At 66.2% G+C, this 13756-nt stretch carries 12 protein-coding genes; 3 read left to right on the forward strand and 9 right to left on the reverse strand.

Going from position 1 to position 13756, the window contains the following annotated elements; genetic code table 11:
* Positions 1–116 precede the first annotated feature (116 nt).
* The 7 genes from M5J20_RS01590 to M5J20_RS01620 form a co-directional block, all read right to left on the reverse strand.
* Positions 117–2753 carry a translation initiation factor IF-2 N-terminal domain-containing protein gene (locus M5J20_RS01590; protein WP_253575875.1) on the reverse strand — a complete coding sequence of 879 codons (2637 nt, stop codon included), beginning with the start codon at positions 2751–2753 and terminating at the stop codon, positions 117–119.
* A gap of 281 nt (positions 2754–3034) precedes the next feature.
* Positions 3035–3445, reverse strand: a complete 411-nt coding sequence (ndk, locus tag M5J20_RS01595) for a nucleoside-diphosphate kinase (protein ID WP_253575689.1) — start codon at positions 3443–3445, stop codon at positions 3035–3037.
* A gap of 14 nt (positions 3446–3459) precedes the next feature.
* Entirely contained in the window at positions 3460–3765 is a 306-nt protein-coding gene (locus M5J20_RS01600; protein ID WP_253575691.1) for a hypothetical protein, read from the reverse strand.
* A 16-nt stretch (positions 3766–3781) separates the two neighbouring features.
* Complete coding sequence (locus M5J20_RS01605) at positions 3782–4222, reverse strand: DUF4233 domain-containing protein (RefSeq protein WP_253575693.1); 441 nt, start codon at positions 4220–4222, stop codon at positions 3782–3784.
* Positions 4219–5688 (reverse strand): bifunctional tetrahydrofolate synthase/dihydrofolate synthase, encoded by a 1470-nt coding sequence (gene folC / locus M5J20_RS01610; protein ID WP_367614837.1) that lies wholly within the window; start codon positions 5686–5688, stop codon positions 4219–4221. The genes M5J20_RS01605 and folC overlap by 4 nt, the downstream gene beginning before the upstream one ends.
* A complete protein-coding gene (locus M5J20_RS01615) occupies positions 5689–8403 on the reverse strand; it encodes a valine--tRNA ligase (protein ID WP_253575695.1) in 2715 nt (904 codons plus the stop codon).
* Positions 8404–8449: 46 nt separating this feature from the next.
* Positions 8450–9457 carry a malate dehydrogenase gene (locus M5J20_RS01620; protein ID WP_253575697.1) on the reverse strand — a complete coding sequence of 336 codons (1008 nt, stop codon included), beginning with the start codon at positions 9455–9457 and terminating at the stop codon, positions 8450–8452.
* Between the two features lie 165 nt (positions 9458–9622).
* Between M5J20_RS01620 and M5J20_RS01625 the strand changes: the two genes are divergently transcribed.
* Entirely contained in the window at positions 9623–10300 is a 678-nt protein-coding gene (locus M5J20_RS01625) for a TetR/AcrR family transcriptional regulator (protein ID WP_253575698.1), read from the forward strand.
* A gap of 9 nt (positions 10301–10309) precedes the next feature.
* On the opposite strand, the gene clpX is transcribed toward M5J20_RS01625, so the two are convergent.
* Complete coding sequence (gene clpX / locus M5J20_RS01630; protein WP_253575699.1) at positions 10310–11584, reverse strand: ATP-dependent Clp protease ATP-binding subunit ClpX; 1275 nt, start codon at positions 11582–11584, stop codon at positions 10310–10312.
* Positions 11585–11714: 130 nt separating this feature from the next.
* Between clpX and M5J20_RS01635 the strand changes: the two genes are divergently transcribed.
* Both M5J20_RS01635 and M5J20_RS01640 read left to right on the forward strand, forming a co-directional pair.
* Entirely contained in the window at positions 11715–12485 is a 771-nt protein-coding gene (locus M5J20_RS01635; protein WP_253575700.1) for an alpha/beta fold hydrolase, read from the forward strand.
* 56 nt (positions 12486–12541) lie between these two features.
* A complete protein-coding gene (locus M5J20_RS01640; protein ID WP_253575701.1) occupies positions 12542–13129 on the forward strand; it encodes a hypothetical protein in 588 nt (195 codons plus the stop codon).
* Between the two features lie 3 nt (positions 13130–13132).
* On the opposite strand, the gene M5J20_RS01645 is transcribed toward M5J20_RS01640, so the two are convergent.
* Positions 13133–13753 (reverse strand): ATP-dependent Clp protease proteolytic subunit, encoded by a 621-nt coding sequence (locus M5J20_RS01645; RefSeq protein WP_253575702.1) that lies wholly within the window; start codon positions 13751–13753, stop codon positions 13133–13135.
* Positions 13754–13756: the final 3 nt, after the last annotated feature.

Genomic DNA, 13756 nt, shown 5'->3' on the forward strand with positions numbered 1-13756 from the left:
GGCGGCGATAACCTTCACCCGCCGTGCCCGCATGCAGGGCAGCGAGGCGGGAGCCCCGAAACAGCGACTGTCAAAGACTACACCGCGCCGTCGCGGAACTCCAAACCGCTCACCCGCTAGTTTGCGGAGGTCCGCCGCGTCGCCCGCCTGCGGCCGCGCCGCGCGGCGTCCGCCGGTTGCTGCTCCCGCTTCGGTTCCCGCTTAGGCTCGCGCTGCTGCTCCTCCGCAGGCTGCGACTTGCGGCTCGCACGGCGGCGGCCCTTGCGGGGCTTCAGCTCGGGCTCGAGCTCGGGCTCGGCGGCAACCTCCGGCTCGGCTTCGACTTCGGGCTCCTGCTTGACGACGAAATCCTCCTCGCGCGGACGGTGATCCGAACGCGAGTTGCCGCGGGTGCGGCGCTTGCGTCGCGGAGACGCCTCGAACTCGGCCACGGCCTCCTCGAAAGTCTGCGCCGGCGCCTCCTCTTCCCTCGGCTCCTCCGGTTCGATGACCTCCGGCTGCTGCTCCCCGCGCTTGCCGCGTCCGCGGGAACCGCCGCGTCGTCCGCGGCGTCGGGAAGCGGAGCGCTTCTCCTCGCGCTCCTCCGCCGGTGCCTCGGCCTCGGTCTCGACGTCCTCCTCGGCAGCGACGATGATCGAGGCCGCAATCTCGTCGAGCTCGTCGTCGTTTGCGTGGGTGCGCATCGCCCGCGCCGCCGGATGCTCGCCGACGGGTCGGTTGCGTTCGCGCGACTTGCGGGAACGCTCCTGCGCGGCAGCCGCGTACTCCTCGTGGTCGACCGGGTCCTCAGTAACGATGATGCCGCGGCCGGCGCACGTCTCGCACGGTTCGGAGAAGATCTCGAGCAGGCCCGTGCCCAGGCGCTTGCGCGTCATCTGCACCAGGCCGAGCGAGGTCACTTCGGAGACCTGGTGCTTGGTGCGGTCGCGGCCCAGCGCTTCCTTGAGGCGGCGCAGGACCAGGTCCTGGTTCTCCGGCAGGATCATGTCGATGAAGTCGATGATGATGATGCCGCCGATGTCGCGCAGGCGGATCTGACGCACAATCTCCTCGGCCGCCTCGAGGTTGTTCGAGGTCACCGTCTCCTCCAGCGAGCCGCCGGAGCCGGTGAACTTGCCGGTGTTGACGTCGATGACGGTCATCGCCTCGGTGCGGTCGATGATCAGGCTGCCGCCGGAGGGCAGCCACACGGAGCGCGACAGCGCCTTCTGGATCTGCTCGTCGACGCGGTAGACCTCGAACGCATCCTTGCCGTCGTGCTCCCCGCGGTTGAAGCGCACAAGACGGTCCTCAAGATCCGGGGCCACGCTGGAGACGTAGGCGTGCACCGTGTTCCACGGCTTGTCGCCGTCCACCACCAGCGAGGAGAAATCCTCGTTGAACAGGTCGCGCACAACCTTGACCAAGAGATTCGGCTCCTCGTAGAGCGTGACCGGCTTAGCGTGCTTGGACTTCTTTTCCTTCTCGGCGCGCTCCTGGATCGCTTCCCACTGGGAGTGCAGGCGGTTCACGTCGGCACCGATGGCTTCCTCGGACACGCCCTCGGCGGCGGTGCGGATAATCGCGCCGCCCTTGCCCGGCACCACGTTGTTCAGGATTTCCTTCAGACGTTTGCGCTCCGGCGCGGGCAGTTTGCGGGAGATGCCCGCGCTGCGGCCGCCCGGCACGTACACCAGAAAGCGGCCGGCCAGGGAGATCTGGGTGGTCAGGCGCGCACCTTTGTGGCCCACTGGATCCTTCGTCACCTGCACCACAACCTGGTCGCCGGATTTCAGGGCGTGCTCGATGCGGCGCGAACGCCCACCCAGGCCAGCGGCCTTCCAATCAACCTCGCCGGCGTAAAGCACGCCGTTGCGGCCCTGGCCGATGTCGATGAACGCGGCCTCCATGCTCGGCAGCACGTTCTGCACGCGGCCGAGGTAGATGTTGCCGATCATCGACGCCTGGCTATCCGACGTCACGAAATGCTCGACCAGCAAACCGTCTTCCAGCACGCCGACCTGCGTGATGCGGCCGGCGCCGTCGTGGCGGTCACGCTCGCGCACCACCATCGTGCGGGTCACCGACTCGCGGCGCGCCAGGAATTCCGCCTGGGAGACAATGCGGGAGCGCTTCTTGTCCTCCTCGCGCTTCTCGGAGCGGCGGCGGCGCTGCGCCTCCAGGCGGGAGGATCCCTTGATCGCCCGCGGCTCTTCGATCACCTCGACGCGCGGCGCGCGCTTCGGCTTCTCCGGGGTCTCGGCAGGCTCGTCCTGCTCGACCTCCGCCGCAGCACTCGGGCGGCTCGCGCGGCGCCGAGTGCTTCTCGACGGCGCTTTGAAGATCGGCGCGTACGCCGGCGCATCTTCCGCGTCCTCGGCTGGTGCCGGGGTGACTTCCGGCTCGATGAAGGTCAGCAGGTCTTCCGGATCGGACAACGCATCGGTGTCCTCGTCGTCCTCGTCGTCTTCGCCGTCCGCTTCGTCCTCGCCCTCGTCTGCCCTGTCGCTTAGCTCGGCGTCGACTTTGCGCTCGATCTGCGTAATCTCGTTGGCCACATCCTTGCGGACGCGGGCGCGGATCTTCTCGTCTGCCGCATCCTCCGCCTCCGGCTCGGTCTCGGCCGGGGTCTCCGCCAGCGCGTCGAGGAGCTGGTTGCTTTCCGCCAGCGTCAGGGAGGACTGGGCGACCTTCACGATGCCCAGCTCGGACAGCGCCACCACCAGGTCCTTGGAGGGTACATCCAGTTCTTTGGCCAGCTGGAAGACGCGCATCTTGTCTTTCAGCCGCGAACGGTCGAACTCGGAAACGCTACCTGCCACGTGATGCTCCTATGTCGTTAGCGTCCGCGCCGAGCACAATGCGCACCGGGCGCTGGCGAGGAACACTCGCCGCCGCCGCACGATGCCTCAGGCCGCGCGGACCAATGTGAAAAAGTCCGTCAGCGCCGCCCCGAGTGAGGCAGCACTTGGTTCATCATTCTTGCACAGGTGTGACGAAGCCGTCGATAAGCGCGAAAAAGCCCCGCACGAGGCGGGGCTAGCGCAGGAGGAACCTACTTGTTCGGGAACCAGATGGCGATCTCGCGCTCAGCGGACTCCGGAGAGTCGGAGCCGTGCACGACGTTCTCCCCGACGGTCAGAGCGAAGTCGCCGCGGATGGTACCCGGGGTGGCCTTCTCAACCGGGTGGGTGCCGCCGGCGAGCTGGCGCCATGCAGCGATGGCGGACTCGCCCTCGACGATGCCGGCAACCAGCGGAGCGGAGGTGATGAAGTCCACCAGCTCGCCGAAGAACGGCTTGTCGGCGTGCTCGGCGTAGTGCTTCTCGGCGGTCTCGCGGTCTGCGGTGCGCAGATCCATCTCCACCAGCTTCAGGCCCTTGCGCTCGATGCGGGTGATGATTTCGCCGACGTGGCCGTTGGCGACGCCGTCCGGCTTGATCAGAATCAGAGTGCGTTCAGTCATGGTTGCCAACCTTACTAAAGTTCGCGCACGATGCGCGCGGCCTCGTCCTGGGAACAGTTCCGGAACCACAGCTGCACCTGCTGAACGGCCACGTGCGTCTTGCCCTCGCCCTTGAGGCGCTTGATGGTCTCTTTCTTTTCGTCGTCAAGCACGATCGGCTCCGGCTCCTGCTTCGAGTACACGTCGTAGAAACCCCAGATGAGGAACGCGCCGGCCGCGAGGATGGAGACCATCCTGATGCTGAGCGGCCAGTCGAGCCAAACACCGGCGATGGCGGCGGAGGAGAAGACGGCGGCGAGGATGAAGGCGAGGTAGCGCATGCCCTCGTTTATACCGCTAGCGCGCAGGGTCCGCGGAGGAGCCGATGTGCTGGGTGACCAGGTAGCCGCCGCGCATGCGCTGCACCATCTCGGAGCGCATCTTCACCACGTAGAACCACACGATGCCGAAGATGATGCCCACCGCCGTGACGGACCAGTGGATGAAGAAGCCGAAGATCAGCGGGACCTGCAAGGCCAAGTCAATCCACAGTGCCCCCGGGATGCGCTGCGCGAACGCCATGACGAGGTGCAGCACGCCGATCACGGTGATGTAGGCCCAGTTGAAGGTGGTCCACAGCTCGCCGTTGTCCACCTTGAGCACCACGAGCAGGATGAGAAGGACGGTGATGGCCTCGCAGATCAAAATGCCCGAGAGGACGCCGTTTAAGCCCTTGAGCGGGTCCTTCACCGGGTCGTGGCCGGGGCCGAGCGGGGAAACCTGGATCTTCGAACTCATTGCGGGTCCTTTCCAAACAGTGCGCGGGCCTCGCCGGCGGTGACGACGGAACCGGTGATGATCACGCCGGAACCAGCCTGAACGCCAGCTTCGTCGAGCTCTTCCTCCGCCAGCTCCACCGCGAGTGTGTATGCGGACGGCAGGTGCTCCTCCACGTGGACGCGCTCATCGCCGTAGACCTCGCGCGCGATCTCCGCCAGATCATAGGCATCCGTGGCGCGGGGGGAGGAATTCTGGGTGATCACCACTTCGGTGAGCACCGGCTCGAGCGCCTCGAGCACGCCGCGGGCATCCTTGTCGCCCAGGATGCCCAGCACGCCGATAAGCCGGGTGAAGTCGAAGTCGTGCTCCAGCGCCTTCGCCAGCGCGCGGGCGCCGTGGGGGTTGTGGGTGGCGTCGATGAACGTCGTCGGCGTAGCGCGCACGCGCTCTAGGCGCCCCGGCGAGGACGCTGCGGCGAACCCGGCGCGCACCGTGTCCGCGTCGAGCGGGCGCTCGGCGTTCGCGCCGTAGAACGCCTCAACCGCGGCAAGCGCCACGGCGGCGTTGCGGGCCTGGTGGGGGCCGGCGAGCGGGAGGAAGACCTCGTCGAACGTGCCGGACAGGCCCTTGAGCGTAAGCACCTGGCCGCCGACGGCGACCTCCGAGGCCGCCACATCGAACTCGCTGCCGAGGCGGGCCACCGCGGTGCCCACCTCGACGCTCTGCTCCAGAATCACGCGCATTGCCTCCGGCTCCTGGTCGGCGATAATCGCCACCGCGTCCGGGTTGCGGATGATGCCGGCTTTCTCCCCCGCGATCGCCTCCAGCGTGTCGCCGAGGTAATCCGTGTGGTCCAGGCCGATCGGCATAATCACGTCCACGTCTGCATCCACCACGTTGGTGGCGTCCCAGCGTCCGCCCATGCCAACTTCCACGACGGCCACGTCCACTGGCGCGTCGGCGAACGCCGCGAAGGCGAGCGCGACCATGACCTCGAAGTAGCTCATCGGGGTGCCCGTGCGCTCGTCAACCATCTGGATGTACGGCTCGATCTCGCGGTAGAGGCGCACGAAATCAGCCGGATGAATCGGCTCACCGTCGATGCCGATGCGTTCGGTGACGCTGATCAGGTGCGGGCTGGTCGTACGCCCCACCCGGTGGCCGAAGGCGCGCAACAGCGACTCCACCATCCGCACCGTCGACGTCTTGCCGTTCGTTCCCGCGACGTGGATGACCTTGCAGGATTTTTGCGGCTCGCCGAGCAGATCCATGAGCAGCTCGATGCGCTCCAGCGACGGGTCGATGATCGTCTCCGGCCAGCGCGCCCGCAGCTCGCCCTCGACCTGCGCGAGCGCGGCGAGGTCCTCCTCGCTCACCTCGCGCGGTGCCGCCTCCTGCTGCTCGTCGTCCGCGACGTCCTGCCCCGGCACGCCGAGGTTCAGCGTCAGGCCGGATTCGTCCTGGACAACCTCGTAGTTTTCCACTTACGCCCCGGCCTCCGGCAGCTGCGCCAGACGCGCAGTGACGCGCTCGAACTCCTCCTGCGCGACCTGCTGGCGCTCGCGGATCTTCGCCACCACGTGCTCCGGCGCGTTGGCCAGGAACTGCTCGTTGCCCAGCTTCGCGGCCGCGTTGTCCAGCTCCTTCTGCGCCGCCGCGAGCTCCTTGTCCAGGCGCTTGCGCTCCGCGGCCACGTCCACCGTGCCCGAGGTATCCAGCGCCACATCGATCGTGGCCTGGCTCAGGCGCACTTCCACGCTTGCCGACGCCTGGAACCCCTCACCCGGAGCCTCCACACGCGCGATGGAGCGGATCAGCTCCTCCTGCTCCGCGAGATCCGCCTTCGCCAGGTCCAGCTTCGCCGGCACTTTCTGGCTCGGCTTCACACCCTGATCGGAGCGGAAGCGGCGCAGCTCGGTGATGAGCTTCACGGAGTCCTCGATGCGGCGGCGGGCGGCCTCGTCGGTTGCCGCGCCCGCGTTGGTGTCCTCGGCGGTCGGCCACGCGGCCAGCGTGATCGTCTCCCCGCCGGTGAGCGCACGCCACAGCACCTCGGTGATGAACGGCATCGTCGGGTGCAGCAGGCGCAGCACCACGTCGAGCACGCGGCCGAGCACGATCTGGGTGTTGCGGCCGCGCTCATCCGCGCCCTCGCGCGGGATCTGCGTCTTCGCAATCTCCAGGTACCAGTCGCACAGCTCATCCCACGCGAAGTGGTAGAGCTCCTCGTTCGCCTTGGCGAACTGGTAGTCGTCCAGGTAGGCGTCCACACGCGCGCGAACCTCCTCGAGGCGGTCGAGGATCCAGCGGTCCGCGTCCGTGAGTTCTTCGCGGGCAGGGAGCGTGCCGACGGCTGCCCCATTCATCAGCGCGAACTTCGTGGCGTTGAACAGCTTCGTCGCAAAGTTGCGGGCGGAAGTCGCGTTGTCCTCGCCGATCGGCAGGTCAATGCCCGGGTTCGCGCCGCGGGCGAGCGCAAAGCGCAGCGCATCCGCGCCGAAGCGGTTCACCCAGTCCATCGGGTCGATGCCGTTGCCCAGGGACTTCGACATCTTGCGGCCCTTCTCGTCGCGGACGAGGCCGTGGAGGTAGAGGTCGGTGAACGGCACCATCGGGCGGCCGTCCTTGCCCTCGCCGAGCACGTCAGGGGTGGTGGTGCCGGCGAAGGTGCCGAACATCATCATGCGCGCCACCCAGAAGAAGAGGATGTCGTACGCGGTGACCAGTACGGACGTCGGATAGAACTTGTCCAGCTCCGGCGTCTTGTCCGGCCAGCCCATGGTGGAGAACGGCCACAGCGCGGAGGAGAACCAGGTGTCCAGCACGTCCGGGTCCTGCTCGTAGCCGGCCGGCGGCTCCTCGTCCGGGCCGACGCACACTACTTCGCCCTCCGGGCCATACCAGATCGGGATGCGGTGGCCCCACCACAGCTGGCGTGAAATGGTCCAATCGTGCATGTTGTCCACCCAGTCGAAGTAGCGCTTCTCCATGGACTGCGGGTGGATCTTCGTGTCGCCGTTGCGCACGGCGTCGCCGGACATGCGGGCCAGCTCGTCAACCTTCACGAACCACTGCAGGCTCAGGCGCGGCTCGATCGGCTCGCCGGAACGCTCCGAGTGGCCCACGGAGTGCACGTACGGGCGCACCTCTTTGACAATGCGGCCCTGCTCCGCGAGTGCTTCACGCACTCGCACGCGCGCCTCGAAGCGGTCGAGCCCGTCGAACTGGGTGCCGGTGTCCGCGATGCGGCCCTTCTCATCCATGATGATCGGCATGTCCAGGTCGTGGCGCAGGCCCATCTCGTAGTCGTTCGGGTCGTGGGCCGGGGTGATCTTCACCGCGCCGGTGCCCAGCTCCATATCCACGTAGTCGTCGGCGATGACCGTAAGTTTCAGGTCGTCGCGGAACGGGTGGTCGAACTCGGTGCCCACCAGGTGCGCGTAGCGCTCATCCTCCGGGTGGACGGCAATGGCCACGTCGCCCAGCATCGTCTCCACACGAGTGGTGGCCACAATGAGGTGCGGCTCATCGTCGTTCAGGGAGCCGTAGCGGATGGAGACGAACTCGCCGTCGACATCCTTGTACATCACCTCGATGTCGGAGACTGCGGTCTCCAGCACCGGCGACCAGTTGACCAAGCGGTAATCGCGGTAGATCAGACCTGCGTCGAAGAGCTGCTTGAAAATCGTCTGGACGGCCCGTGAAAGACCGTCGTCAAGCGTGAACCGCTCCCGCGACCAGTCAACGGAGTCGCCGATGGCGCGCATCTGCTTCGCGATGGTGCCGCCGTACTCCTGCTTCCACTCCCAGACCTTGTCGATGAACTCTTCGCGGCCGTAGTCGTAGCGGTCCTTGCCCTCTTCGGCCTTCAGTTTCGCCTCGACCTTGGTCTGGGTGGCGATGCCGGCGTGGTCCATGCCCGGCAGCCACAGCACCTCGAAGCCCTGCATGCGCTTGCGGCGGATTAAGGAATCCATGAGGGTGTGGTCGAGCGCGTGACCCATGTGCAGCTGGCCGGTCACGTTCGGCGGCGGCAGCACGATGGAGTACGCCGGCTTATCCGACTCCGGGTCGGCGGTGAAGTAGCCCGCCTCCACCCAGGACTCGTACAGCGTCTCCTCGTGCTCCTGCGGTTCCCAAGACTTGGGCAGCAGGTCTGCGCGGTTGGTGCCTACCAGTTGATCATTCGCGTCACTCACGTCTGACCATTGTAGTAGGCGCCCAACCGCGCCAGAGAGGAACTAACTAGAACAGGCCGTCGGCCACCTTGGCCTCGGCGCGCAGCGCCTCAATGTTCGCGTCGATGCGCGGGCGCTGGAACTCGTTGATGTCCAGATCGTCGATGACCTGCCAGCGGCCGTCCACGCCGACGACCGGGAAACCGAAGACCAGGCCCTCATCCACGCCGTACTCGCCGGTGGACGGCACCGCGGCGGTAGTCCAGCGACCCTTCGTGCCCTGGACCCAGTCGCGCATGTGGTCCACGGCGGCAGACGCAGCAGAGGCCGCGGAGGACTTGCCGCGCACGTCGATGATCTCGGCGCCGCGGTGCGCAACGCGCGGGATCAGCTCTTCCGTGTACCAGTCCTGGTCAATGCGGTCGATGAGCTTCTTGCCGTGCACCTCGGCGTAGGTGAGGTCCGGGAACTGGGTGTCTGCGTGGTTGCCCCACACGACAACCTTGGAGAACTCCTCCGAGTTGATGCCGAACTTCTGCGACAGGTTCGACAGCGTGCGGTTGTGGTCCAGGCGCATCAGGGCGTTGAAGTGCTCCGCCGGCACATCCGGGGCAGCCTTCGACGCGATGTACGCGTTGTTGTTCGCCGGGTTGCCCACGACGAGGACACGGACATCGTCCGCAGCGCCGTCGTTGATCGCCCTGCCCTGCTCGATGAAGATGCGGCCGTTGGCCTCCAGCAGGTCGGCGCGGGACTCGCCCTTGCCGCGCGGCTTCGCGCCGATGAGGAAGGCGGCGTTCGCGCCCTCGAACGCCTTGGTCTGGTCGGTGGAGACGTTCACGTTGCGCAGCAGCGGAAGCGCGGAGTCTCCGAGCTCCATCGCTGTGCCTTCGGCGGCGCGGGCCGCCGGCTCAATCTCCAGCAGGGTCAGCTCGACCGGCTGCTCGGGGCCGAACACGTCGCCGTGCGCGACGCGCCACAGCAGCGCGTAGGCGATGTTGCCTGCGGCGCCGGTGACGGTGACCTTGATCGGCTCAACGGTCTTGGTGATGGCGGAATCGGATGCGGGTGCCATGTAAAACTCCTTCGTCGCCCGAAAATGCACTAACACTGCCAGTATAGGTCGGCTTTCCTCCCCCCATTTTGGCGACGATTTTTGCCCCCGCCCGCAATCCGGCTCCGCCCCCGGCGCTTTTGGGGCACGATTACATGTGGTCACACGTAAGAGAGGGAGTTGCCGGTGACGGACACAGACGCCGCCCGCGAAGGGGCGCTTCGCACCGCGCTGACCGTGTTCGCGCGCGACGGTTTCGCCGGCACCACACTCGAGGCCATCGCCCGCGAGGCCGAAGTGCCGAAGCGCGATGTCGCCACGGAGTTCGGTGACCTGCAAGGGCTCTACGAGCACGCGTTACGACGGGCAGCTGTCTGCCTCTCCCCCGCCAAAGACATCCTCAACCGCTCCGACGCGGTCCCGGTGGAGGGCATGCGCCGCTTCGTCGACGCCATGTTCCACACCTTTGTCGAGCACCCTGACTGCGTGCGCCTGATCCTGCGCGAAAACCTCGACGCGGTGTTCGACGTCGAAGAAATGACCAGCGGCGACCGGGATAACGATGTTGCGCTGCATGTTGAGCGGCTCCTCCTCGTGGGCCAAGATGCGGGCGCATTCCGCCCCGGCATCGGCGCCGACGATCTGCTGGCCCTCATCGTGGCGCTGTGTGAGTTCCAGGTGGCGCACGCGGCAACGATCTACGCGATTAGCCGCGTCGACTTTGCCGACCCCCGCAACGTCGACGGCATGCGGCGCATGGTCGTCGACACCGTGCTGGCGTTTCTCACATCGAACATCGCGCCCTCGGGGCACGATTCCTACCTCGTGTCCAACTACGAGGTCGGAGCCGACGAGATCTACTAGGCCCGGTACCTAGGCCGAGCGCTTCTCTTTCTTTTCGACGTACTCCGGCTCGGCCTCGCCGCGCACCACCGCGTCGGTGATCACGACTTCGGCGACATCCTCGCGGTCCGGCAGGTCGTACATCACCGGCACCAGAATCTCCTCCATGATCGCTCGCAGGCCGCGCGCACCAGTCTTGCGTTCAGCCGCCTTATCGGCGATCTCGCCCAGTGCCTCGTCGGTAATAGTGAGATCCGAGCCGTCCATCGAGAACAGCCGCTGGTACTGCTTTACCAGAGAGTTCTTTGGTTCGGTGAGGACGCGGACCATCGAGTCGCGGTCCAGGTCGTTCACGTGCGCGATGATCGGCAGACGTCCGATGAACTCCGGGATCAGGCCGAACTTCACCAAGTCACCCGGCTGCACCTGCGCAAGCAGGTTTGCCTCGTCGCGCTCTGTCTTGGAATCGATCTCCGCACCGAAACCGATGCCCTTCTTACCGACGCGCTCCGCGATCACCTTGTCCAGTCCCGCGAACGCGCCCGCGACGATGAACAGGATGTTCGTAGTGTCGATCTGGATGAACTCTTGGTTCGGGTGCTTGCGCCCGCCCTGCGGCGGCACGGAGGCGACGGTGCCCTCAAGAATCTTCAGCAGCGCTTGCTGCACGCCCTCGCCGGAGACATCGCGGGTGATGGACGGGTTCTCGGACTTGCGGGAGATCTTGTCCACCTCGTCGACGTAGATGATGCCGGTCTGCGCGCGGTTCACGTCGAAGTCAGCTGCCTGCAGCAGCTTCAGCAGAATGTTCTCCACATCCTCGCCCACGTAGCCGGCCTCGGTCAGGCTCGTGGCGTCAGCGATGGCGAACGGCACGTTCAGCATGCGGGCGAGGGTCTGCGCGAGGTAGGTCTTGCCGGAACCGGTGGGGCCGAGCAGGAGGATGTTGGACTTGGCAATCTCCACATCCTCCTCGCGGCGGCGGCTCGACAGCACCGTCTGCTCAGAGCGGATGCGCTTGTAGTGGTTGTACACGGCGACGGCAAGCGTGCGCTTCGCCGTGTCCTGCCCGATGACGTACTCATCCAAGAACGCCGTGATTTCCGACGGGCGCGGCAGACGATCGTCCTCAGCTGCGCCCTGCTGGGAACCAGCGAGCTCCTCTTCGATGATCTCGTTGCACAGCTCGATGCACTCGTCGCAGATGTACACACCGCCTCCGGCGATGAGTTTGCGCACCTGCTTCTGGGTTTTACCGCAGAACGAGCACTTCAAAAGTTCCGAGGCATCGTGCGTTACTGCCATCTACTTACACTTACTCCCACGTCATTGTTGCTGGTTACGTGCTGGTCTTCCCAGCATACTGGCACTAGCCTCCACAACCCCATTCGCAGCGCCGCTATTTCCGCGGTGAGTTTCCGCTAGCCTGGCGCGCATGACCACACTAGCAGTGCACGAATTCGGCAACCCGCAGGGCGAGACTGTCGTCCTGCTCAGCTCCATCGCCACTACGCACGAAGCGTGGGACAAGATCATCCCCGCGCTCGAAGAGGACTACCGCGTTGTCACCGTGGACCACCGCGGCCACGGAGCATCGGAGGTCGCGCCTATCGCGCCCGGCTCCGCGACGGTCAAGGATCTTTGCGACGATATCCTGCACGCCCTCGACGCAGCCGGAGTCAACCGGTTCACCGTCGTCGGCCTCTCACTCGGCGGCGCGCTCGCCCAGTACCTCGCGGCGAACTCGGGACGAGTCGAAAAGGCCGCGTTCTGCTGCACCGCCACCTACCTGGGCGGCGAGGAGAAGTGGTCCGAACGCACCACCACCGCGCGGGAGAAGGGCATGGATGCGATGGCGGACGGGTTCGTGGAGAACTGGTTCACCGAGGGCTACCGCGAGGAGCAGCCGGAAGAGGTCCGCCGCATCCGCGACATGGCCGCCGGGATCGACGCGGAAGGCTACGCGCAGTGCGGCGACGCGCTCGCCGGGTGGGACTTCGCCGATGAGTTGGAGAAGATCACCTGCCCTGTCCTCACCGTTGCCGGCGCCCAGGACCCGGGTACTCCGCCTGCGGAGCTGGCCAAGATCGCCGAGGGCGTGTCCGGGCCTGTCGAGTCGCACGTGATCGACCCGGGTTCGCACCAGGTGGCGGTGGAGCGGCCGGAGGAATTCATCAGGGTGCTGACGCAGTTTCTCGCCGGCTAATCGGCTAGCCTAGAAACGTCGTCAAGCGTTCTGCCCCGGAAGGAAGTCGCGCGAAAGTGAACAGCAACCGCGTTTTTACTGCTCTCGTCGCCTGTGTCGCATCGGCGGCGTTGCTGGCCGGTTGCTCCAACGAGGAGGAAGTTCGCCTGGGTGAGCCGGAGCTGGACTTCCCCTACACCAGCGCAACTCCGACGCCGACGTTTGATCTGGACCTCGACGAGCTCCTCGATGAGGACGAGGAAGATGAAGAGGACACCGAGACGGAAACCTCGGAGTCCGAGTCCGAGTCCGAAACCAGCGGGGAAGAGACCTCCGAGAGCACGACGACGCGTACCTCGACCCGTGTGGCCACCCGCGACGTGGTGGAGAAGTCCACCCGCATGGAGCCCGTGCCGCTGCCGCCGGGCGCGGCGTGCGCGTGGCCGAGCCAGTCCGAAGCGAACGGCGGCGAATTCTCCACCTTCTGCAACCGCGAGTGGGCGCGCACAGTGCTGGACGGCCAGCAGTACTTCTGGCAGGCCCGCGGCAACGGCTGGGTCAGCGTGGACCCGACGGGTGAGCGCGACAACCAGGTGTGCTGGAGCCGCGACAGCTTTAACGGCGCCCCGGAAGCAATCCGGAACGCCGTCGTCTACTGCGAGTAACCGCTAGCCGTTGAGCTTGCGGTAGTCGAAGACCTGGTCGATGATGCCGTACTCGACTGCATCGGCGGCGGTCAGGATCTTGTCGCGGTCGGTGTCGATGCGGACCTGCTCGGCGGTGCGGCCGGTGTGGTGCGCCAGGGTCTCCTCCATGAGGCGGCGCATGCGCTCGATCTCCGCAGCCTGAATCTCCAGGTCAGAAACCTGGCCGCGGGAGCCCTCGGTGGCCGGCTGGTGGATCAGCACGCGGGAGTTCGGCAGCGCGGCGCGCTTGCCCGGAGCACCTGCGGCGAGGATCACTGCCGCGGCGGAGGCTGCCTGGCCCAGGCACACGGTCTGCACGTCCGGGCGGACGTACTGCATGGTGTCGTAGATCGCCATCAGCGCGGTGAAGGAACCGCCCGGGGAGTTGATGTACATGGTGATGTCGCGGTCCGGGTCCTGGGACTCGAGCACCAGCAGCTGCGCCATGATGTCGTTCGCGGAAGTGTCGTCGACCTGGGTGCCCAGGAAGACAATGCGCTCCTCGAAGAGCTTGCCGTACGGGTCGATCTGCTTCGTGCCGAAGCTCGTCTCCTCCAGGAACTGCGGCAGGACGTAGCGGGAAGTGGGCATTTCAAAAGCCATAGT

This window comes from Corynebacterium stercoris, assembly GCF_024160105.1.
Taxonomy (GTDB): domain Bacteria; phylum Actinomycetota; class Actinomycetes; order Mycobacteriales; family Mycobacteriaceae; genus Corynebacterium; species Corynebacterium stercoris.